This window comes from Limosilactobacillus reuteri subsp. reuteri (assembly GCF_000016825.1).
Taxonomy (GTDB): Bacteria; Bacillota; Bacilli; order Lactobacillales; family Lactobacillaceae; genus Limosilactobacillus; species Limosilactobacillus reuteri.
This window is the reverse complement of record NC_009513.1, coordinates 182,501-204,127: the sequence shown is the minus strand read 5'-3', so window position 1 is coordinate 204,127 and position 21,627 is coordinate 182,501. Positions and strand designations below refer to the sequence as shown.

The following is a 21,627-nucleotide window of genomic DNA, read 5'->3' as shown; positions in this document are numbered from 1 at the left end:
TAGGTCAGGGCGGTATGTGGGATTCGAACCCACGCGTGCCGGACCCACAAACCGGTGTGTTAACCAAACTTCACCAATACCGCCATAACAACTGTTAATAACTATAACACAAAATGACGGTAAAGAGAAATACTTTTTTTATTTTTCTTGATCATTTTTTAAATAATTGACCATTCGCAAAAAATTATCAACATCTAAACTTGCCCGACCGATTAATACCCCATCTACATCTGGCTTGTTCATAATCATTCCGATATTATCTGGATTGACACTGCCCCCATAAAGAATCCTGATCTTATCAGCAATCTCATAAGTGTAGTTATCAGCAATCGTTCGCCGAATTTGACGGCATCCTTCTTCAGCAAGAACTGGATTAGCATGCTGACCATATCCAACTGCCCAACTTGGTTCATAGGAAACAACTACATTTTTAATTTGATCAAGAGAAACGCCCCTCAATACGCTCATCAATTGCTGGAAAACGTAGTGAATTTCACCATTAACTTCTTTCTGGACCATCGTTTCATCCGTACAAATTATCGGGGTAACTCCCATTTGAAGGGCTGCCAACACTTTCCGATTAACCAACTCATTATCCTCGTGGAATAAATGGCGCCGTTCAATATGTCCTAACATTACATATGAAACACCGGCGTCAGCTAAACCTCGTAAGCTAATTTCACCAGTGAAAGCTCCCGAATATTCAGCCGCCGCGTTTTGCGCGATTATCTTTAATCCTGAATCATCAGCGGCTTGAACCATACTGGGTAATGCAAAAGCTTGGGCTGCAATTCCGACTTCAACTTCTTGCGGATCTGGTAGCTTTCCTTTAATTGCATCCACAAATTCAACCGATTCTTGGACATTCTTATGCATCTTCCAATTAGCAGCAATAAAGGGTTTGCGCATTTCTCACTCCTCCTTTTGTTATCCATCTTTAAGTATCGCATATTTTTAACAATTATTTTGTTAAATATTAGCTAAATTTCTTGATCATTGCTATCCTAAAGTTAAAGCGTTTTCTTGAGGAGTATCGGAGAATGAAAAAAATATACAAATTAGCAGCTAATTTTAGCCATATTTTGCGTCTATGTACAATCGGTGCCCTAGCAATTTTAGGGATCTTATTAACTATTATTTTATTTACAGAAACTTTTTCGCTGATTCCCCTTATGCAAGATGGGAATACGGATCATGTTATTTTTAAGATTTTGGATCGCGTTATTGTCTTTTTCCTTTTCTTTTCATTTATGACAATGATAATTGCCGCGCTAAAACATCATGGCCGGATTGCAGTCGATTTTCTATTAAGCTTAGGAATTATGGCTTTAATTCGGGGACTAATTGCCGCCCACGGTCAGCCTTATGAAATTCTTACTAATTCGATTGCCATTTTATTATTAATCATCGGCATGGTAGTATTGAAACACTTTATGAAATAGGAGTAGTAATAATGGAGAACGCATACTTAATTCATGGCACTTCTACCCGGGATGACGACTGGTTCCCATGGCTCGAAGAAGAAGCGAAACCAATAATCGCCCTTGATCGGATATGGCTACCAAATCCCTTCAATCCCCAACAAGCTGAATGGGATCAAGCGGTTGACAACCAAATTAATCCCCAAGACAACCTCATCCTCGTCGCTCATAGTCTTGGTTGTATTACGGCACTTCGTTATATTGAACGTCATCATGTTAAAGATGCTCGACTTTTACTGGTGGGAGCATTTGACAAAGGATTATCAGCTTATCCCGAATTAGATGGGTTTATGAAAGATCGTCCTCATTATGAGCAAATTTTTCCTAAACTCGCTAAAGCTACCGTTATAACCGCTAAAGACGACCCAATCGTTCCTTATCAAAATAGCATTGAAGTCGCCAATAAAATTAGAGCAAAACTCATAGTTAAAGAAACAGGTGGTCACTTTTTGACTAGTGACGGCTTTACAAAATTCCCGTTAGCCTTAAAAGAATTAAACAAACTAGCTGAATAACTTATTTTTTAAAGAATCAGCTTAGTTTTGCTTAATAATTAAAATTTATTAATTCCTATGATAGTCACTTATAATATTTTGCTTATAATCACTCCTTTCTTTCGTAAAAAAGCTCATTAAAAGCTTAGCTAATTATTATCGTCACTACTGCTAAGACCTGTTACAATACTTGGTGGAGAGGGGAAAACAATCATTATAATTTGTTTTCCAAAAAGGCAACTGTCATTAGTTGTGCTGTAAAAATATTTTAATTATGTAAAGGAGTTGTTCAATATGATGTCAATTATGAGTAATATGATCGCTGTAGTAAGTTTTATGGGACTGATTATTGCAACATGCGCCCACGTAATTAATAACCGGGCCTAGCAATTATTTTCATTATTTTTGGGACTGTGATATAAGTTAAGTTGCTTTCATAAAAAGCAACTACGCAGTACAACAATAGGCCTCCAACGTCCGTCAAAGAACGTTGGAGGCCTATTGTTGCTTGCAGGGGCTCCCAGAGGCTAGCTTCGCGTCGAAAAACGAAGTCACAAGTGCCTTCTGTCTCGCTCCCTTATTTTTTGCGTTACAATTAAACTGATTTTATTAATCAAGGAAGTTCTTAAATTAATGACTAAATTTAAAAGACATACAACCGAAGAAATGAATAACTGGGAAAAAACGCAAGCAAACGAACTAGCAAAGATTCGAACTTCCCAACACCATTTAATCTATAACTTGGTTGCTTATGTTGTTATTTCAATAATTGAGTACTGGTTGGCTGAAATAAGTAAATCGCAGACATTACGGGCCGATGCTTTCAACAACCTTTCGGGAATTATCTCGACCTTTTTACTGATGATGGGCTTACACATCGCCCAGGATGTCGATGATGATGATATCATTGGCGCACGGCTGCCTTCTGGAAATTATCAAGCACATATCACATATGGGGTCTGACCAACGAGTACAATTTGTTCGTTGGCGTTATGAGACAATTTTTTCCTTGTCACAGCGGTCGTTATGGTTGCGATTGCTTTAAGCGTTATCATCGATGGCATTAAAAGTCTCCTCAATCCTGCAAGTCGGGTGGTTCCACAACCAGTCGCATTAATTGGAGCCGGAATCACGTCAGTTATTATGTTAGTTGTTTGGTATATGAATCGCCAAACAGGACTTAAGTTAAAAAACGCCGCGTTGCTTGCTTCTGCCCAAGATAGTCTGAGCGATGCCTTCACAAGTATTGGAACCTTGATTTCAATTGGTGGTGCCCTCCTCTTTAACCTTCGTTGGCTTGATGGTGCTACCAGTATTGTCGTCGGTTTCTTTATTCTATATTCTGGACTAAAAATTTTCTTTGAAAGTAGTCTTAACTTAACCGACTACTTTGATCCCCGCGCTGAACAGGAATACCGTCAAACAATCACCAATATTCCGCACGTTGTAAAAGTTGTCGAACTAAAAGCTCACTATAACGGAAACGTGGTCACGCTTGATGCTTCCGTGATGGTTAACGCTAAAATGACGATTCTCAAAAGTTTCCAATTATCAGAACACATCGAAAATGTAATGCGAGAAAAATTTGGAATAATTGACACTGATATTTCTTTTGTTCCTGATCCTCATTCATTTTCTGATAAGGATATTTCTGGTGAATTTTAAAATTAAAATTTGACAAATTTAGATTAGAATGTTTTAATAATTACAACTTAACTTGAAAGGAACGACTAACATGATTCAACACTCATTAACTTCAACCAAGTATTATAACAACTATGCTTACCGTGCATAATTGTCTGTACTCATTTAGGTACGGACAGCGGTGTTCGTACCTAAGCAGGGTTGTTGTTGTAATGAGTCCTTTGCTAGGTACATTAATCTAGTAAGGGCGTGTAGTTTTCCGCGATTTTTTATACTACCGTAATACCAACTAGATTAAGCAAATGCCGCTGATCTAGTTGGTATTTTTTATTAAAAAACAAGGAGAATTACACAATGAAAATTATTAACAAATCAAAAAATAGTCCTGAGCCAGTGATTGGTTTTAGTGAAAGTTTACTTATTCTTGGCGTTATTTTATGCATCTTAGGCTACCCTATTATTTTTAAGCACCAAGAACCGCAAGCCCCATTATTTATTTCCCTTGTTTTGCTCGCCGTTTACGGACGAATTCGTGGATTTAAATGGGATACCATAATGAATGGAATGCGTCATGGTTTGCGAGCCGGTGTTGACCCCCTCATTATCTTTCTTTCTATCGGTGTCTTAATTGCTACCTGGATTTTCTCGGGAACTATTCCAACAATTATGTACTTTGGGTTTGAAATCATTTCTGTAAAGTTCTTCCTCCCAACAGTTTTTATTGTTTGTACCCTTGTTGGAGTCGCTTGCGGAAGCTCATTTACAACTGTATCAACAATGGGGATCGCCTTTATTGGCATTGGTGCAACCCTTAAAATCAACCCCGGTTTAACTGCGGGGGTAATTGTTTCAGGCGCCTTTTGTGGTTCAAATATTTCCCCGCTTTCAGGAACCACCAACCTTGCCGCCAGTGTTGGTGAAATTAGTATCTACAAGCATATTAAATCCTTACTCACCACCGATATTCCTGCCTGGGCAATCTGTCTTATTCTTTACACCTTCTTAGGGTTAAACTCCAAAAATGTTAGCTTAGGTGCCGTTCACCAAATGATGGCCGGGCTACAAAATGGGTTCTGGATCTCCGGATGGGCTCTTCTCCCAGTTCTGCTCCTAATCGTATTAGCCATTTTCCAAGTTCCTGCTATTCCTTCCCTTGGCCTTGGCTCACTCTTTGCGGTCGTACTTGGCTGGATTCATGCACCTAAAACCAGCCTCACTACGATTACTAATACCATCATGACTGGTTACGTTTCCCATACCGGTGATAAAACAATCGATACATTGCTTTCTAAAGGCGGTATCTCTAGTATGCTTACTTCTCTAGCCCTAATTATCTTTGCCCTTGCTTTAGGTGGCTTATTGATCAAGTTCAATATTATTAGCGCCATCATTAATCACTTAACTGGGATTGTAAAGACGCCTGGTCGATTAGCATTCTCCACAGCTCTTACCTGTATTGGGGTTAACCTCCTTGTTGGGGAACACTACCTCGCAATTATTCTTCCTGGGCAATCATTTCTCCCGTCATTTGATAAATTAGGCTTAAAACGGGTTGATTTAACTCGGATTCTCAATGACGCAGGGGCCGCAGTCAACGCAATTGTCCCATGGAGTGTTTCTGGGGTATTCATCGCTAGTACCTTACAAATCAATCCATTAAGTTTCATTCCTTGGGTATTTTTCCCATTCCTCGTTACAATCCTAACTATCATTGCAGGAATGCTCGTGAAAGTCCCAGTCAAAAGCCCTGCTGCAAACTTAGCAACTGAATAAATTGAATTTCCGATGTCATTACCATTTTCGTGTTATAGTGATGATAGGATAACGAATAAACTCGTCATCTATTTTCATATGTTATTACATCTATACAGGAAGGGGCCGAGTCAATTCCCAGCTTCTTATAGGAGGGATTATTATGCGGTCATTTACTCACAATGAATTAGCGCAATATAATGGTCAAGAAGGTCGTCCGGCATATATTGGAGTGCGTGGAAATGTTTATGATGTTTCTGAGGTTCCAGAGTGGAAAGGCGCAGAAATCCACGGTAATGTTTTCGGCCATGATTTATCAGATGTCACCTATCAACAAGCAGCTAAAAAGTATTCACCGGTTTCAAAACTTCCAATTATCGGAAAATTAGTTGACTAATATTAAAAGGCATGAGAATTGATTTGCGTTCTCATGCCTTTTCGTATTTGCTTTAGTTCCAATAACTATTCTGCATCAATAACAGTAATTCGTTCACGATGGTGGCGTGGCGCTAAAATTTCATTGACCACTAACTTCGCCATTGTTCCAGCAGTTACCTTTGATTCATTTTGTTCGTTAAATAATAATTCATCTTGACCAAGAATATAATTAGTAGCAACCCCAGCTTCAAATACTGCTGATGGTGAAATACCTAACCAATCAATGTCAGAAATAGTTTCAAGATACTGTAACTCTTTTAACTGCTGGCGTGGGGTATTAATCCATGTCTCAGCACCAGGCATCTTTTCAATATCATCAACAAATAGGTGCTTATCCTTACCAGTTTTAAGGCTTCCGGCACCAAGAATGAAAATTAAACGGATTTTATGTTTCCGGGCTAAAACTACTAATTTCTCAGCTAGTCTTACTTGCCGATCAGCATTTTCCGGACTAGTACCATATGCATCAACAATCACATCAAACCGCGACAACAAACTATCATTTAAGGCAAAAATGTCACCACTGATCAAATTAGCATCGGCACCGAGAATCTTTCTAGCCTTACTCTCATTTCGAACAATTCCAGTTACATTCAAATCTTTTTTCGTCGATGCTAATTTATAGATTGCGCTACCTGCCATTCCAGAAGCACCAATTATTCCAACTCTTATCATGACTATCCCTCCTTGGACTATATTCCCTTCATGAATAACTCTATCACGAGGAAGTATTCTTGCCAAAGAAAAGGCTTCCTATTCGTTACTAGCTAAATAATGGCGAATATTCCGAATGCATTTATTAAACTCAACCCATTCATTAAAATTCAGGTCAAGGTCTTTCACTTGATAGCGATCAGGTGGCGTAATGACTGCTCGTTCTTGTCCATGATATTTAAGAATTAGTTGTGCGTCTACTTGTTCTAATGTATAGCCACGTCCATGAAGCCAATTTTGGAGCGCTTTTAAGGTTGCTGTATTCATTGCGTTTCCTCCTCATCTTTATTTTATTATAAAGACTTTCCTAACAAATAGCTAAATTCGGCCAAAAATGCCATAATTAGAGAAAAGATTAGAGAGGAGTTTTATATATGCAAACAGTTGTTATTACTGGTGGAACCTCTGGGATTGGTCTTGCCACTGCTAATATTTTTCTTAAAAACGAGTGGAATACGGTGCTTATCGGTCGTGATGCAGAAAAGGGGATGCAGGTTGAACAACAATTAGGCGAAACGTATTCTCCGGCACAAGTTGCTTTTATTCAAGCCGATATTAGTAAATCAAGTGAGGTTGAACATGTTAAGCAAATAACCCTCAATAAATTTAAAACCGTTGATGCGATTATCAATAATGCAGGAATCGTTATTCACGGCGAGGTTCATGAAACCAGTGAAGAAGATTGGGATAAAATCTTTAATGTTGATGTTAAGGGAACTTTCCTCGTTAGCAAAGCCTTCTTGCCAACAATGATTGAACAAGATCATGGTAGTATCGTTAATATTTCCTCTGTCTCAGGAATGGCTGGTGATCGAGCAATGGTTGCTTATAATGCCGCCAAGGGAGCAATTATTAACATGACTCGGGCAATGGCAATTGATTACGGTAAAAATAATATTCGCGTAAATGTTGTTGCACCTGGTCCGACTAATACCCCGCTTTTTCACCAAGATAAACAAAAATTCGCTAAGAACAGCCCGTTAAATCGGATTGTTGAACCAGAAGAAGTCGCCGCTGCAATTTATTTCGTTGCCAGCCCAGCTGCTAGCGCAATTACGGGAGAAGTAATTCCTGTAACAGCCGGCTTTGAAATCTCAACTGGACAACCAATGTAAATAATAAAGCCACTAGTAGCACTTAATGTGTGTTACCAGTGGCTTTATTAATTATGACTTGACCAAAGTTTTTGCATCATCTTTTTTAACGGGGACATAAATTTTTATCTAATAACTATAGTCAGTAGGTTTTCTCACTAATTCCTCTAAACAAGATATTATTTAGTATAATCCACATCCTTTGTTTCTTTTGTCAATAACCAAGAAATAACTGCTAGTACTGATAAAACTAGCATATAATATCCAGCCGAATGTAATCCATAATTAGCAATTAACCACGTTGTTACAGTTGGAGCAACGGCTGCCCCAACCACTGCAGCTAAGTTATAAGTAATTCCTGCACCAGAATAGCGAACTCTGGTTGGGAACAGTTCAGGCAAAACAGCACCGACTGGACCATAAAGAGTGCCCATTACTAAGAATCCTAGTCCTAAGAAGAGTAAAACGCCAACTAAGTTATGTTGTCCTGTAAGGAAATATGGGAATACCAAGGAATAGCCAACTAGTGCTACTGACGCAGTTAATAGAACTTTTTTCCGACCAACACGATCTGCTAATACAGAAGTTAACATGATCAAAGCAGCGAATTCAACAATTGCACCCATTAATAATAATAAAAATTCCGAAGAGGTAAAACCTAAAGCTGTTGTAGCATATGATAATGACCAAGTTGTTAATGTAAAGAATAGTGCATAGGTTGCTCCCATGATGAAAGTTCCTTTTAAGATTTCACGCCAATTAGATTTGAATACTTCACGAAGAGGCGAAGCAGCTGTGTTATCACGTTCTTGAGCTAATTTAAACAAAGGTGTTTCCTGTAAACGACGTCGGACATATAACCCTATAACGACTAAAACAGCTGAGGCCCAAAAAGGAATTCGCCAACCAAACGTCATCATTTGCGTTGGTGTTAGTACCCGTTCTAAAGCAAAGAATAAGCCATTGCATAGGAAGAATCCAATTGGTGCTCCCACTTCCGGAAATGCACCATATAATGCCCGCTTATTAGCCGGAGCATTTTCAGTAGCTACTAATACAGCCCCGGACCATTCACCACCAAGCCCGATTCCTTGGACAAACCGACAAAGGCAAAGTAACAATGCTCCCCAAACGCCGATAACCTGATAGCTAGGAATGAAACCAATGGCTACCGTCGCCACTCCCATTACTAAAAGTGAGACCACAAGTGTTTTCTTGCGTCCTAAACGATCACCATAATGTCCAAATAGGAAGGAACCTATCGGGCGTGCTACAAAGGCTACTCCAAAAGTTAACAAACTTAAAAGTGTTGCAAGTAAAGGGGTCATTTGCGGAAAGAAAATTTTGGGAAAATAAGCAGCAGATGCAGTCCCGTAAGCGTAAAAATCGAAAAACTCAATTGCCGTTCCCATCATCGAAGCCAAAATTACTGTCTTGACAGGATCACGTTTTACATTAAGCTTGCTGTTTGTCTGCGGGGTGTTAGTTACTGTACTATCCATAGTATTTACCTCTCATTTCAGTTTAATTTACGATCTATTATCACTTCTAGTCTTAATTTCACTTTCCATTTTTTTCACATCCCTTCAATAAAAAAACCAGCTAACTGTTGAACAGTCAACTGGCTGACAGAAATGTCTCTACCACTATCACTGTTCACATCCCTAGTATGGTGATGCGAACAGCACTAATTATTCGCATCATCTAATTAATGATCCGAATAATAATAATATTTACGTGTACATTAGTAGTAAATGACATTAATCTGTTCTCGCTTTCGTCTTAATTAATAGTAAAATCTTATCATAGCTATAATTAGAAATCAATAAAATTTCACACCATTTTTTAATTTTATTCTAAATTTATAGTGTTATATATTCTTCCCCATTTCTCCATTTCAATAATAAGTGGAGTTAACGTTTATCCAAAACGGGTTAATTTATATTCTGTTTTAGGAGGAATAACTGGATATAGTTTCTTTTCGACAATGTTATCTTTTTCTAATTCGCTAAGTTGTAAAGATAGCATTCGCCTAGAACAATTCGGCATTCGTTTTTGTAGTTCACTAAAACGACATACTTTATTTTTAATTCGCCGTTTGTAAAGTAATTCATCTATTTGAGAAGTCAGAGCACCGGTTATTCCCCATTTATCCTTAAATTTCATAACATCATTACCCTGATAAACTGCATCTTTTGTAGTTGTTGCATTTTGATCACTGATTAAAAAGGCAGCATTATAGCCTACGTACTCTGTTTTACCTGTTATTCAATTTATGTAATAACAAAAACTATTAGATAAGGCTTCCAGCTTCTTGCTGAATAACTTGTGCAGAAAGATTATTTCCAATCTTACATACTTCTGCAAATGAATTACCATTTAGCAGTCCAGCAATCACTCCACCACAGTGAGTATCACCAGCACCGATTGTATTGACAACATTTTCGACTTTATCACTGCTAATGATTCTTCCACCATTATCATCATATAAGTAAGTTCCCTTAGCACCTAGAGTAACGAGAACTGGTTCGTCAGTTTTTTCAAAAACGTCACTTGTCTTTTCTTCCAATGTATCTCTATCACTAAGAAAACCAATTTCATCCTCATTGGCATTAATAATTACGCCTTTTGTGATTAGCCTATTTAAAATCCGGGAATCAATATGACTAATTCGTGGTGAAGCGTCAAACAGAATGTATGAATCATTATCACGTTGTTCCAAGTAGTCCAACAGTAAATTGGCTGATTTTACGTCTTCCATTTCATAACCACTTACATAGAAATACTTATAATCAGACAAATTAATCTTACTAAACCACTCATCTTTCCAATCTTGTTCAATTCCTGGAACCGTGATGAAAGTCCGCTCACCATTTGGCTCAACCAAGCAAAGATCCCAACCGTTATCTTGATGGTTATCTTCAAGTAAAATTGGAATTCTGCTATAATTCATTGTTTTTCGAACTATTTCACTATATTGTCCCTTTCCCACAGGCACAAAGAGGTCAGCAGAGTTAGCACCTAGATAGTGTTTAATTGCACCGTAGACATTGAAAGCACAACCACCAACATTATAGGACTTTAATTTTGCTGTAACGTCACTGCCCGAAGTCGGCATCTGCGGAACGTCCATTATTACATCTACAAAAGCAGCACCAATAATTAGACTTTTTTTGGTCATAATACTCAATCCTCCTGCTTATCACTACTCTTAATAAACATAACAATAATTGCAGCAATTCCTGAAACGAAGACAGCCAAACTACTGTTATTTTCAAAAATACCATGAGCAAACGGTCCACGATATGCTGCATTTGACGTAAAGAGGAAGCCGAAAATAGTAGCAATAATCCAAGAAATAATTCCTGGCCAGTTATAGTGTACAGATGAATTTGGTTCCATTAGCTTAACATCATAGCCATTCTTACGGTAAATAACGCTATCTACTAAGAAGATAGCAACCCATGAAGCAAGGCAAATGCCCAAGAAGTTTAAGAACAATTCAAAGTTGCTTAAAAAGTCACCAGAAATAAACAAAACATAGATAGAAATTAGAATAATAATCACAGCATGCAAAATTAATGATCTCTTTTGTGAAACTTCAATTCCAATCGTAGAAAGATTGATTCGCGCTGAACGGAATGAAACTAAACATTGTGGAATAATACCACCAGCAGCCACTAAGAAGTAGAGAAAACCAAACCAACCTGGAATAACTCCATACATTACTTGGTATGGGTCACTTGCACTAGCTAAACTTGGGGAAATTGTACTTAGCAATACCCCACCAGCCATTAAAATGAAAAGTGGTGTAGCAGCACCTAAAGTAGTATTCCAAAAAGTAGCAGATGGCTTCGTGTTAGGATGAACGTATGCACCCCAATCAGCTGCAGCCATTGACCATGAGATACTAGAACCGGCAGCAATGAAGGCAACAGCTGGTAACCAGCCTGTTACCCAACTGCCCGGCTTCATAGCAAATGCCTCACCCCAATTTGCGTTCATTAAGAACATAATCAACATAACTAATGTTAATCCACCAAATATCCAGCTTAACCAAGTCTGAATTTTAGCTAAAGTATCTTCCTTAAAGATACCTGACAGAAAGACTAATCCTGCGAAAACAACTAAACAAATAAACTTTGTAAAGCCAGTTTGTGGGACATGGATTGTTTTTAGCATTGCAGAAAATAGTAAAGTACCAGTAATTACATTGACAGCAAGCCAGCCAACCATATTTAGCCAAGCCATAAAGTTAGGAATTTTGTTACCATGCGTACCAAAAGTTGCTCGACTCATCTTAAATGTGGTTACACCTTCACGTTGCCCAATCATTGCAACCCAACCCGGAATTGCAAAAGTCAATGCACCAATCAACGCTGCCGTAACTGATTGCCAGAAGGATAAATGATAACTAACAATAATAGCACCATAAACGAAACCCATAATACCGATATTAGCAGCAAACCAGTTATAGAAAAGTTTCCCAGGACTTAACGTTTTATCTTTTTCTGGAACTTTAACAAATTCATTATCCATAGTAATTCACCTCATTTTACTATGCCTTAAATTCAGAAATCTTATCTGCAAACTCTTGAATATTGTGTTGAGGGTTCTTTTCGTCAATTAACTTTTTCCAGTCTTCTGGAATGTTTTTAGCACCAACTTTTGCTCCACAAATTGCAGTTGCCATTGCGCCAATCGTATCGGTATCGCCACCTAAATTAGTACAAATGAAGGCACTCTTCTTTACGTCCTTAGCATAGTAAGCAATTGCCAGTGCTGCTGGAATACTCTCTGAAATCGTGGTTCCTGTTCCAACAGTATTGGAAATTGCTCGACTAAATGCTTCATCATTACCTTCGTACTTATGTGCAAGGGCAATCCCGACTTCAAGCCGTTCTTTGTTATGTGCAGCCCACGTTGGCGTACCTAATTTAAAACCAGCATCGTTTGCCTTTTTAGCATAATCAATAATGTCATCCCAGTCGTAGTCAGCCATTGCAGCAGTAACAGCTCCTGCAATCATTGCAGCTCCTGAAATGGAAACATCACTAGAGTGAGTAATCTTAGTAACCTCATAAACCATCTCAATTAACTGATCAAAGTCTTCAGGTTCATAAAGAGTACCAATTGGTGAAATCCGCATACCACAACCATTAGTTAAAGCAGTTTTGGTAACTTCAGATGGGTTCTTCCCTTCCTTTACCAGTTTGAGTGCTGCTTTACTACTTGGACCTAAAATATTATTGGTCCATACTCCAACAGCGTCAGCCCACTTCATAATGTGCTTAACTAGTACTTTAGTATCTGGTTCCCAGTTTGTTTCAATAAGCGCATCTAAGATTGCAAACGCTTGGTTGGTATCATCGGTGTACTCACCAGCCTTAAAATTAATCGCAATATCATTATCGTCTGTACCATCTAAAAAGGTTGTAATATTCCGGCCAAACTTATCCCGAATTTTTTGAATTGGCCATAATTCAGTAGGCATTCCCATTGAATCACCAATTGCTTGTCCATATAATGCTCCTAAAATTTTATCTTTATCTCGCATAAAAACTCCCCACGCACCAAGCGTTAAATCGAATTCAGCAAAATTGCTATATGTGTCTTTGGCCTTTTCATAATGTTTCTTCTTCATCAACAGCAACGGCTGACATTCTTAATAGTGTTGTCGAAGCAATTGCCTTATATTCGTATTCAAGTGTAGAATATCTTGATATATCAACGTTTACACACTGTACCATGTATCATAGTAGACTTTTGATAGCCAATCATATTTTTATTAATTTTCTGAAAATTCAACCAATAGGTGTTTAGGATGGCTAGCCCTTCCTACTGCATCACTTAACTGTGACAAGAGCTACTTTTAATTACGATTACTTGGACGTTCTACCTTTATTGTCAGCTTCCACGTTTGCCCAAGGGATCACAATATTTAAGTAAACTATACTTTAACTATTGCATAAAAATTTGTCTATTCTTTCCGGTCAAAATTCATTAAACCAAGGTTGCCCCTAATGAATTCTTAAAATGATCCAGCGCCCACTGTTGACCATTATTAGTGAAGGTTGCAACGTCTTTCCTCGGAATAGTAAGATGGTAATTCAAATTATAGGCAGAAATGGCCGTATGAAGAACACAAATATCAGTACACAAGCCGGCAAGCCACAAGTCATCAATTTTTCGTTCACGTAAATAATTATCGAGATTAGTATTCTGAAAAGCGGAATAACGATTCTTATTGAACTGGTATACCCGGTCGCTATCGCAGTGCTGGTCATACCACTCCTTTAACTCGCCATATAGTAACTGTCCTGACGTCCCAACAATATTGTGCCGGAGGTATAGCTTATATTCCGGGCTGAACTTATCCCCCGTATGCCCATCGGTTGGGAAGATTACATAATCCCCTGCCCGATAAAATTTATCGGCCAATTCAACGAGACTATTCTCAAGCTTTTGCGCCGGCTTACCGCATGTTAGTGCACCGTCATCTGCAACAGAATCATAAGTATAATCAATTATCAATAATGCTTTTGCCATCATTTCTTACCTCTCTTACATATTGGTAGCTTCATCAATTAATTTTTGTTGTAAATCAACAAGACGCTTCGTTAGGTAAACAGGGAAGTGGTCAGGATTGAGCAAGCGTTGGGTTGCTGCCGGCAACTGTGCTAAATTCTTCTTCGCAAACCGTTGAATTACAAAGGGATTAGCTTCGCATGTCGCCGTCTTATCAGGCGTTAACACTTGCTGCAGTAACGGCTTAGCAATAAAGTCAGTCAAAATAACCTTGTTCCGGGTCACATGAACGTCGGCACTGATTGCCGTAATCTTGGACCCAATCTGTTCATCAGCCAGGGCAATCACATCCGCAACGGCATGCTGGGGATCATGCTTATCGTATAAGCGGTAAACCTGCTTATGTCCCGGCAGCGTTACCTTTTCTCGACTATTACTGATCTTGATTTTGGGCTCCCACTTACCTTTATTTTCAAGCGCCGCCATCTTATAGACCCCACTCAAAACAGGACTAGATGAACTCGTTATCAATCTTTCCCCAATTCCAAAGTTGTCCAGTGGAGCACCTTGATTTAATAGCGACTTGATAATATGAGCATCGAGAGCATTCGAGGCAGTGATCTTCGCATCAGGGAACCCTGCATCATCCATCATCTTCCGGGCCTGCTTTGCTAGTTGGGCAATGTCCCCTGAATCAATGCGGATGCCGACTGGTTCATGCCCTGCAGCCCGTAATTCCTTAAATACCTTAATTGCGTTTGGCACCCCAGATTGCAAAACATCGTAAGTATCAACCAGCAACGCCGCATTATCAGGATAAATTTTTGCCCATGCCCGAAAGGCGGTCAATTCATCAGGAAAACTTTCGATCCAGGCGTGAGCCATTGTCCCGACTGCTGGCACATTAAACAGTTTAGCTGCGAGAACATTGGAGGTGCTTCCACAACCACCAATGATTGCAGCCCGTGCTCCGTAGATTGCGGCATCAGGTCCTTGCGCCCGCCGCGCACCAAATTCCATTACTGGCCGATTGTCCGCGGCACTTGTGATTTGCCATGCCTTTGTTGCAATCAACGACTGGTGATTAATGATGTTTAAAATAAGCGTCTCGAGCAATTGAACGTCCATCAAGGGACCAGTAATACTTAGAAACGGTTCTTGCGGGAAAACCGGCGTCCCTTCCGGTAATGCTTCAATGGAGCACCGATTGTGAGCTTCAGTTAAGTAAAAAAGAAAGTCATCTGAAAAATGCTTCAATGATTTCAAGTAAGCAATATCATCAGGAGAAAAGTGCCAGTTCTTAACTTCATCAACTACCTGCTTTAATCCAGCACTGATGACAAAGCTGCCATCATCAGGAGCCTTCCGGTAAAAGACATCAAACCGAGCCTGTTTATCATGAGAAAGCGTTAGATAATAACCATTTGCCATCGAAAATTCGTACATATCGGTTAATAATTCATGATTCATCTAATATTTGCTTCCAATCTTTTAAGTAAAAAGTACCTAAATTATAGTAAAAAATAAAAGTATGATTAACTTTTATTATTCCGATTATAGCACCGCTATTTTTAAATACAACCCTCCGCCAGTTTAAATAGCTTAGGCGGCCGTCCCGAACGCTTAGTAGCAGCCGTTCCAACCTCCTTAAATATTTTTCGATGGGTTTTCTTAAAGTTAGAATTATCAATTTTCTCGACCGTTGTTTGTAAAAAGATCGCATAGACTTCTCGTGCCTGGCGTAAAGTAAAGGTTGGCCCCAGGATCTGGAGAATCGTCGGCTGATAGTTTAATTTATTTTTAATGCGCCTAATTGCAGTCCCAATAATTTGGTGATGGTCAAATGCTAACGGTGAATCGTCGGATAACCCCAAGACAAGTTCGCCGTTTTGCAGCAGGAAGTCACCATGGTCAAAATTGAGACTAAACCACCGCACTTCTGTCGCCCCGTATCCGGCTTTAAGCTGGGGCATCACTGGTAAAAATGTCATGTAAGCAATCGCCAACGCGCGGTCGCCACTAACCCGCTGGGGATTAGTAAATGTTGCTAATTGTTCGGTCGCACTATTGGAAAGCTGAACCCCAATTTTATCCTTAATCAAACGAATGCAAGCAATTTTGGCGCTTTCATTGCTCCGTAATAGAGTTTCCGGGAGTGCCCACCGATCCTTAAAAGGTGCATATGCCCGTTTTACAAGCAGGATTTGGGGCAAGTGCGTTTGCGGATTAAAGCTCCAGATAATATTTGCAATCGTAATTAGCGGTCGTGCAACAATTTTGTCAACCATCTTTTTCACCTCATCAAATATTATAGCGCAATCCAAAATTGCAATAAAAAAATCGGCATCTGTTCATTCATGATAAATTAAAAATAATTGTTACAAGGTAGTTTTATGATTCGCCGTTTGTAAAATTAAGTTAGAAAAAATAAAAAGCCATTTGTGATAGACTTTTGAGTATCCCTAATCAAAAGAAAGGCAATCACAAATGACCTATAAACATCTTACCACACGCGAATTAACTCTCATAGCTGATTTTTGGTATCAAGGCACTAAAGCTTATCGGGCCGCTAAATTACTTCAACGTAGTCAAGAAACCATCTATCGTGTTTATCGTTTCCTCAATAACGGTAAAACCATCGACCAATATCTTCAGACTTATCAGCGTCATAAACGTCGTTGTGGTCGGAAGCAGACCCAACTGCCAACTATCGAGGTTAACTATATCCATGCACAAATCAAGGCTGGTTGGACTCCTGATACTATTATTGGTCGTCATGAACACCCGATTAGTTGCAGTATGCGCACCCTCTATCGCATGTTTGCCCGCAATCAGTATGGCTTTTCCGTTAAACAGCTACCGATGAAAGGAAAACGCCATCCCAATGGCTATGTGGAACATCGTGGTAAAGCTGGCCAATTAGGACGCAGTATCTATCAACGATATCGTGATTTTCCGCATTACCAACATGAATTTGGACACTTTGAAGCTGATACAGTTCAAGGTAAAGCTCACCGCGGAGCGGTAATGACGCTAGTAGAGCGACAATCCAAAGTAATGATTGTCCTTAATATTCATCATAAAACAGACGAAGCAGTGAATTGCCAGCTTGACCAATGGCTCGCTAAACTGCCACGTCACTTTGTTAAATCAATTACTTTTGATAATGGGAAAGAATTTGCTGGATGGCGAGAGATAGCCAATAAGTATGATCTTCATACCTATTTTGCGGAAGTCGGTGCTCCCAATCAACGAGGGTTAAACGAAAATAATAACGGCATCTTGCGTCGTGACGGTCTTAGCAAAAAGCTAGATTTTCGCCATTTACCAAACGAACTAGTCACTCAGCTAATGCACCGTCGCAACAATATCCCACGAAAGTCTCTTAATTATCGTACACCACTAGAAGTATTCATGAGTTATGTCACAGAAGAACAGCTTTCAACTTTTTTCTAATTTAAATTGACATTTCGGGATTAACAAATACACTTTTCTAAACGCCGTCCCTCAACTCAGCGATTCAGCTAATGCCGAAATCATAATGATGGTTAAATCAACAGCCGAAGAATTAAAACATGTTTGTCATGTAGCGGATATAAATCCATTAACTTTTAATTTTGTACTTCCACCGATAAAACATCACGGTATCATGCCGTAGACAGCGAGTTATTGAACGATCCATTTATTTTAGTAATTTACGATTTCGTCGCTGCACCGGCCAAAATGGAAGATCAACTGTCGTCGGTAATCATTGTTTTCAATAATCAAACGTGAGAATTCAACAGTTTAAACTAGCCAAAACAACCACGCAGCAATACTCATAAATAACGTCATTGATTTTTTTCTATGTCTTTAACATCGTTTTATTTATACGTTTGCACACAAAAAAATAGGCACAAAGCCTATTAAATCAGTAGATACAATCTTTTCCTGATGCAAGCTTATGCACACACTTTTTTGGCTCTACGTCAAGTAGTGTTGATACTCAAATATGAATTTTCGCCAATTAAATTGGTTTAGTTAGAATCGTCATTCGTGACAGTTCTTTTTAGTTAGTTTGAATTTGGTGGCCAATAATTAAATAAATCCGCGTTTTAAATGCCGTAAAGTAACGATAACCACAGGCAACTCGTTTGATAGTTTTAATTCGATTATTAATCCCTTCGGTTCGACCATTTGAGAACTTCGTCTCAAAGCCACGTTTAATTCCCTCTTTATAGCGCGCTAAAGCTTGACAACGGTGGATTGTATAATGGCTGACACTGTCTGGCCGGAGTTTAAGTAATTGAAAGAAAGTTGTAAAATCACGTTGATTGTAAGCATGCTTCAAGGATTGAATAAAATTATAGGTGGCTCTTAACTCTTGGTCATACGCTAATATTAAGTCTAAGATCATAATGGAATTAACAACGCGATTAAAATAACGTCCTTCGTAATAAACTTTTGTACTTAAATTTTCCCGATCTTGAAGAAATAGCCGCCAATAACGTTTAAGGCGCCGAGCTTGTTTCTGCTCCGCAGAATCACCTTTTCGCAAACGTCGGTAGCTCATGATCCCAATTTTTTCAATCCGTACTGTTATTGACTGCTTACAATTCAACTTCATTTACATTGATTTTTATAGCAGGGCGTGCCGTAAAAACATGCTTCTTAAAATCACTTGCTTTATTTTTGAAAACCGGGGTAATAATTTCATTTTGTTTTGTCATACATAAAAATCTCCTTACTGATGATAGTCTCAGTATAGGAGATCCGGGGTAGCCAGGGCTAGACATACTGTTATTGACTGCTTACTGTTATTGACTGCTTGTAAGCAGTCCATATTGACACATTATTGACAGACAAAAAATCCCCGTAGAATCGTCCTTGATGGCTTCACGGGGATTTTCTATTCGTGACATTCTTCTTGTACGCTTTTTGACCACGGCAAAAAAGCTGCCAGATCTTGACAATTGCTCTCTGGTAGGTGATCAAACAAGTATTTTAAGTACCGCTGGACGTTAAGCTGGTTTAGTTTAGCTGTTTCTACTAAGCTATAGTAGACGGCGTTCGCCTTGGCACCTTCTTCGGTTTTTGCGAATAGACAATTCTTTCGAATTAGTGTTGATGGCCGAATACTTTGCTCAACTGAATTGTTGCTTAACGGTAATTGTCCATTTTCAAATACACGATACACTCGTGATTTTAACTGGATGGCGTTCTGAATTGCCTTACGCAACTGTCCAATCGGCTGGCTAATCTGGCTAATGTAATTGTAAAATTTATCCATTAGCGGTTTGACATGGATTTGCCGTTGCACTAACTTCTCATTAGCCGTTTGATAACTCAACTGGTTTTCCGAATGGAAAACCTGACTAAGAAGAGTTATTGCTTGTTGCGCTTTGGACGCCTTCATTGTTTTGGGAAGTGCCTTAACCAGTTTGACAAACTCTCGCCGAATATGCACTAAGCACGAACCAAATTTTGCTTGCGGATAGAGTTGATTACTATACCCTTTATACCCATCGCACATGATAATACCCGGATAATTATTACCGACTATTTGTCCAATGATTCTACCAGAACGCGTATTGGCATGATGAAAGACTACAACCGGATGTTGGGCAAACTCTTTCGTTGTCCGCGTTACCCAGAAATAGTCTTGGGATTTAGGACTATCAACGACTTTAAAAGGTGTTTCATCCATATGAATGACTGGTTCTTGTCTAATTATATTGCTTAAATACTGATACAACGGCTCTAAGTACGTTTGACTAACTTTAATAATATTCGAGGCCATTTGCTTGGCACTAACAGGTAATCCCAGCCCTTGTACAAAACCTTCTTGCCGATGGAAAGGCAACGCCAGATTAAATTTTAAATAGGCGATGAATGCCATAGTACTGCTTGAAAAGTAACTATGTGGTAATAAAGCCATGGGCGCCTTACTAGTTACCAATTTATCATTTTCATCTTGACTACAGTGTTTACACTTATAGCTTTCCTCATATAAGTTGGCACAATACAATTCGGGCTCTTTTAGTCTAGCTTCCCGTCGTGCCAATCGTTTTCCAATATGAGCCATTTTGTGCTGACAATCTGGACAGGCAGTCGTTTTTAAAGAAACAACTTCCTCGACTTGAGGAAGTTGGTCTAAAAACTCTTGACGAGTTAGTTGCTTCTTTGCTGGTCGATGACGTACGACCTTAGTCGTAGTTGTTTTAACTACTTCAGTAATCTCTTGATCCAAGTTCAGATCATCAACTGGATCAAATAGTGATAGTTGTCCATCAGCTACCTGCTCTAAAACTTCAGTTTTTTTTCCAAAAATTATTTCCTGCAGTTGCTTAATCGTAGCTGCTTGTCGTTCAAGTTGTTCTTGCGCTTTCTTCAACTGCGCACGTAGTGCTTCGTTTTGTTTCTTTAATGATTCAGTCATTGTACGTCACCTCCGATCTAATAAACTTTTGTTATTATATCAGAGCCAAAACAGTTTAAAAAGAGCTTAATATAAACTTCCTGGTTTAATTTTATGAATGCTTCGCTCGGGGAATGGGGATAGACCTGTAAATAAGGCATTTAGTTGCGCTGGCTTTAGTTCTTTAACTTCACTTTTGTTCTTAGGCCATCTTAAACTCCCATTCTCATATCTTTTATATAGCAGAATGAAGCCTTCGTCATCCCAATAAAGGGCTTTGAACCGATCGTTGCGACTACCACAAAATAAAAAAAGCGAATTATTATATAACTCCAGTCCAAAGTTCTCCGCAACTACCATCGCTAAACCGTCAATTCCTTTACGGAGGTCTGTTTTACCGCAAACAAGGTAAACATGCTCCGGTGTCTGCCAATTAATGAGCATAACGAATAACCACTTTAGCTATATCAGTCGCAAGACTGAGATTAGCTCCCTTAAAGATCGTTAATTCAATGTTATCAACTTGTAGTTTTGCGGCTGGCCGAGGAATAAATTCATCCTTATTAACAACTGAATTCTTGGGCTTAAAAATTGGTGATACAATATCGTGTTTTCCTTCCATAAGAAAAAGCCTCCTGTACTAAGATTGCTTTTAGTATAGAAGACTAAGTTTTTGATGGCTAGACGTGTCAATATGGACTGCTTACGACTGCTTACCCTCTTTTTTAGTTTAAAAACAAAAATACTCCTTGATATACCTTTGAAAAGTATTGATATATCAAGGAGTATTAAACTTTGTTAAGTTTAGATATGCTGACTAGAGGATTCGAACCTCCGACCTCATCATTACTAGTGACGTGCTCTGCCAACTGAGCTAAGTCAGCATAATAACAATTCCTAATTAATTATACCAGAAAATGTTATTAAAGAAAAGACGCGAATCGTTTAACCGGTTCACGTTTTGATCGCATGGCAACGTCCTATCCTCGCAGGGAGCGATCCCCCAACTACTTTCGGCGTGTTGAAGCTTAACTTCTGTGTTCGGCATGGGAACAGGTGTATCCTTCAAGCCATCATCACCACAC

19 protein-coding genes, 2 tRNA genes, 1 rRNA gene and 3 pseudogenes are annotated in these 21,627 nt (G+C 39.0%); 7 read left to right on the top strand and 18 right to left on the bottom strand.

Translation table 11 applies throughout. The features are described 5' to 3' along the window. Positions 1–8: 8 nt before the first annotated feature. Positions 9–83, bottom strand: a tRNA-His gene (locus LREU_RS00880). Positions 84–138: 55 nt separating this feature from the next. After that, positions 139–909 (bottom strand): triose-phosphate isomerase, encoded by a 771-nt coding sequence (tpiA, locus tag LREU_RS00875; RefSeq protein ID WP_003667130.1) that lies wholly within the window; start codon positions 907–909, stop codon positions 139–141. A 131-nt stretch (positions 910–1,040) separates the two neighbouring features. On the opposite strand from tpiA, the gene psiE reads away from it, so the two are divergent. From psiE to LREU_RS00850, 5 genes and pseudogenes are all read left to right on the top strand, one after another. Continuing rightward, complete coding sequence (gene psiE, locus LREU_RS00870) at positions 1,041–1,442, top strand: phosphate-starvation-inducible protein PsiE (protein WP_003667129.1); 402 nt, start codon at positions 1,041–1,043, stop codon at positions 1,440–1,442. An 11-nt stretch (positions 1,443–1,453) separates the two neighbouring features. Then, the gene (locus LREU_RS00865) at positions 1,454–1,996 is read left to right on the top strand and encodes an RBBP9/YdeN family alpha/beta hydrolase (protein WP_003667127.1); all 543 of its coding nucleotides are present in this window, start codon (positions 1,454–1,456) and stop codon (positions 1,994–1,996) included. Positions 1,997–2,608: 612 nt separating this feature from the next. Then, positions 2,609–3,640: pseudogene (locus LREU_RS00860) on the top strand (cation diffusion facilitator family transporter). 333 nt (positions 3,641–3,973) lie between these two features. Beyond that, entirely contained in the window at positions 3,974–5,392 is a 1,419-nt protein-coding gene (locus tag LREU_RS00855; protein ID WP_003667124.1) for a Na+/H+ antiporter NhaC family protein, read from the top strand. Between the two features lie 142 nt (positions 5,393–5,534). After that, positions 5,535–5,768 carry a cytochrome b5 domain-containing protein gene (locus tag LREU_RS00850; protein ID WP_003665459.1) on the top strand — a complete coding sequence of 78 codons (234 nt, stop codon included), beginning with the start codon at positions 5,535–5,537 and terminating at the stop codon, positions 5,766–5,768. Between the two features lie 65 nt (positions 5,769–5,833). On the opposite strand, the gene LREU_RS00845 is transcribed toward LREU_RS00850, so the two are convergent. Next, on the bottom strand, positions 5,834–6,484 hold the full coding sequence (locus LREU_RS00845; RefSeq protein WP_011953377.1) for an NAD(P)-dependent oxidoreductase: 651 nt from the start codon (positions 6,482–6,484) through the stop codon (positions 5,834–5,836). 78 nt (positions 6,485–6,562) lie between these two features. Then, a complete protein-coding gene (locus LREU_RS00840; protein WP_003667122.1) occupies positions 6,563–6,790 on the bottom strand; it encodes a hypothetical protein in 228 nt (75 codons plus the stop codon). Positions 6,791–6,897: 107 nt separating this feature from the next. On the opposite strand from LREU_RS00840, the gene LREU_RS00835 reads away from it, so the two are divergent. After that, entirely contained in the window at positions 6,898–7,638 is a 741-nt protein-coding gene (locus LREU_RS00835; RefSeq protein WP_003667121.1) for an SDR family NAD(P)-dependent oxidoreductase, read from the top strand. Positions 7,639–7,796: 158 nt separating this feature from the next. Here LREU_RS00835 and LREU_RS00830 read toward each other — a convergent pair whose 3' ends face one another. The 8 genes and pseudogenes from LREU_RS00830 to LREU_RS00795 all read right to left on the bottom strand — a co-directional run bounded on the left by LREU_RS00830 (position 7,797) and on the right by LREU_RS00795 (position 16,433). Continuing rightward, on the bottom strand, positions 7,797–9,119 hold the full coding sequence (locus LREU_RS00830; RefSeq protein WP_003667120.1) for an MFS transporter: 1,323 nt from the start codon (positions 9,117–9,119) through the stop codon (positions 7,797–7,799). Between the two features lie 349 nt (positions 9,120–9,468). Next, a pseudogene (locus tag LREU_RS00825) lies at positions 9,469–9,708 on the bottom strand (winged helix-turn-helix transcriptional regulator); the annotation flags it as partial. A 202-nt stretch (positions 9,709–9,910) separates the two neighbouring features. After that, entirely contained in the window at positions 9,911–10,798 is an 888-nt protein-coding gene (locus LREU_RS00820; RefSeq protein WP_003667118.1) for a PfkB family carbohydrate kinase, read from the bottom strand. A 5-nt stretch (positions 10,799–10,803) separates the two neighbouring features. Then, on the bottom strand, positions 10,804–12,156 hold the full coding sequence (locus LREU_RS00815; RefSeq protein WP_003667117.1) for a purine-cytosine permease family protein: 1,353 nt from the start codon (positions 12,154–12,156) through the stop codon (positions 10,804–10,806). A gap of 19 nt (positions 12,157–12,175) precedes the next feature. Next, positions 12,176–13,174 carry an ADP-ribosylglycohydrolase family protein gene (locus tag LREU_RS00810; protein ID WP_012390489.1) on the bottom strand — a complete coding sequence of 333 codons (999 nt, stop codon included), beginning with the start codon at positions 13,172–13,174 and terminating at the stop codon, positions 12,176–12,178. A gap of 446 nt (positions 13,175–13,620) precedes the next feature. Then, entirely contained in the window at positions 13,621–14,166 is a 546-nt protein-coding gene (locus LREU_RS00805) for a cysteine hydrolase family protein (protein WP_003673304.1), read from the bottom strand. Positions 14,167–14,181: 15 nt separating this feature from the next. Continuing rightward, on the bottom strand, positions 14,182–15,615 hold the full coding sequence (locus tag LREU_RS00800) for a nicotinate phosphoribosyltransferase (protein WP_003667112.1): 1,434 nt from the start codon (positions 15,613–15,615) through the stop codon (positions 14,182–14,184). 101 nt (positions 15,616–15,716) lie between these two features. Then, a complete protein-coding gene (locus LREU_RS00795) occupies positions 15,717–16,433 on the bottom strand; it encodes an NUDIX hydrolase (protein WP_011953376.1) in 717 nt (238 codons plus the stop codon). A 199-nt stretch (positions 16,434–16,632) separates the two neighbouring features. On the opposite strand from LREU_RS00795, the gene LREU_RS00790 reads away from it, so the two are divergent. After that, a complete protein-coding gene (locus LREU_RS00790; RefSeq protein ID WP_003667110.1) occupies positions 16,633–17,601 on the top strand; it encodes an IS30 family transposase in 969 nt (322 codons plus the stop codon). Positions 17,602–18,193: 592 nt separating this feature from the next. Here the strand turns inward: LREU_RS00790 and LREU_RS00785 are convergent. The 6 genes and pseudogenes from LREU_RS00785 to rrf all read right to left on the bottom strand — a co-directional run. Next, positions 18,194–18,691 (bottom strand): annotated as a pseudogene (locus tag LREU_RS00785) (transposase); the annotation flags it as partial. A 342-nt stretch (positions 18,692–19,033) separates the two neighbouring features. Next, positions 19,034–20,563 carry an IS66 family transposase gene (gene tnpC, locus LREU_RS00780; RefSeq protein ID WP_003667087.1) on the bottom strand — a complete coding sequence of 510 codons (1,530 nt, stop codon included), beginning with the start codon at positions 20,561–20,563 and terminating at the stop codon, positions 19,034–19,036. Positions 20,564–20,629: 66 nt separating this feature from the next. Beyond that, positions 20,630–20,986 carry an IS66 family insertion sequence element accessory protein TnpB gene (gene tnpB, locus LREU_RS00775; protein ID WP_003667088.1) on the bottom strand — a complete coding sequence of 119 codons (357 nt, stop codon included), beginning with the start codon at positions 20,984–20,986 and terminating at the stop codon, positions 20,630–20,632. Beyond that, positions 20,976–21,164: a hypothetical protein gene (locus LREU_RS00770; RefSeq protein ID WP_003667102.1), complete on the bottom strand. Its 189-nt coding sequence runs from the start codon at positions 21,162–21,164 to the stop codon at positions 20,976–20,978. Before LREU_RS00770 ends, tnpB begins: the two co-directional genes overlap by 11 nt. 189 nt (positions 21,165–21,353) lie before the next feature. Then, a tRNA-Thr gene (locus LREU_RS00765) sits at positions 21,354–21,426 on the bottom strand. A gap of 83 nt (positions 21,427–21,509) precedes the next feature. Next, positions 21,510–21,626, bottom strand: a 5S ribosomal RNA gene (gene rrf / locus LREU_RS00760). Between the last annotated feature and the right edge of the window lies 1 nt (position 21,627).

Excerpts from the sequence above, each read along its gene's own strand:
- LREU_RS00845 (WP_011953377.1), bottom strand. The coding sequence starts at position 6,484 with ATGATAAGAGTTGGAATAATTGGTGCTTCTGGAATGGCAGGTAGCGCA.
- LREU_RS00855 (WP_003667124.1), top strand. The coding sequence starts at position 3,974 with ATGAAAATTATTAACAAATCAAAAAATAGTCCTGAGCCAGTGATTGGT.
- LREU_RS00795 (WP_011953376.1), bottom strand. The coding sequence starts at position 16,433 with ATGGTTGACAAAATTGTTGCACGACCGCTAATTACGATTGCAAATATT.
- LREU_RS00830 (WP_003667120.1), bottom strand. The coding sequence starts at position 9,119 with ATGGATAGTACAGTAACTAACACCCCGCAGACAAACAGCAAGCTTAAT.
- tpiA (WP_003667130.1), bottom strand. The coding sequence starts at position 909 with ATGCGCAAACCCTTTATTGCTGCTAATTGGAAGATGCATAAGAATGTC.
- LREU_RS00790 (WP_003667110.1), top strand. The coding sequence starts at position 16,633 with ATGACCTATAAACATCTTACCACACGCGAATTAACTCTCATAGCTGAT.
- LREU_RS00865 (WP_003667127.1), top strand. The coding sequence starts at position 1,454 with ATGGAGAACGCATACTTAATTCATGGCACTTCTACCCGGGATGACGAC.
- LREU_RS00850 (WP_003665459.1), top strand. The coding sequence starts at position 5,535 with ATGCGGTCATTTACTCACAATGAATTAGCGCAATATAATGGTCAAGAA.
- LREU_RS00820 (WP_003667118.1), bottom strand. The coding sequence starts at position 10,798 with ATGACCAAAAAAAGTCTAATTATTGGTGCTGCTTTTGTAGATGTAATA.
- LREU_RS00805 (WP_003673304.1), bottom strand. The coding sequence starts at position 14,166 with ATGGCAAAAGCATTATTGATAATTGATTATACTTATGATTCTGTTGCA.
- LREU_RS00770 (WP_003667102.1), bottom strand. The coding sequence starts at position 21,164 with ATGGAAGGAAAACACGATATTGTATCACCAATTTTTAAGCCCAAGAAT.
- LREU_RS00835 (WP_003667121.1), top strand. The coding sequence starts at position 6,898 with ATGCAAACAGTTGTTATTACTGGTGGAACCTCTGGGATTGGTCTTGCC.
- LREU_RS00810 (WP_012390489.1), bottom strand. The coding sequence starts at position 13,174 with ATGCGAGATAAAGATAAAATTTTAGGAGCATTATATGGACAAGCAATT.
- tnpC (WP_003667087.1), bottom strand. The coding sequence starts at position 20,563 with ATGACTGAATCATTAAAGAAACAAAACGAAGCACTACGTGCGCAGTTG.
- psiE (WP_003667129.1), top strand. The coding sequence starts at position 1,041 with ATGAAAAAAATATACAAATTAGCAGCTAATTTTAGCCATATTTTGCGT.
- LREU_RS00815 (WP_003667117.1), bottom strand. The coding sequence starts at position 12,156 with ATGGATAATGAATTTGTTAAAGTTCCAGAAAAAGATAAAACGTTAAGT.
- LREU_RS00840 (WP_003667122.1), bottom strand. The coding sequence starts at position 6,790 with ATGAATACAGCAACCTTAAAAGCGCTCCAAAATTGGCTTCATGGACGT.
- LREU_RS00800 (WP_003667112.1), bottom strand. The coding sequence starts at position 15,615 with ATGAATCATGAATTATTAACCGATATGTACGAATTTTCGATGGCAAAT.
- tnpB (WP_003667088.1), bottom strand. The coding sequence starts at position 20,986 with ATGCTCATTAATTGGCAGACACCGGAGCATGTTTACCTTGTTTGCGGT.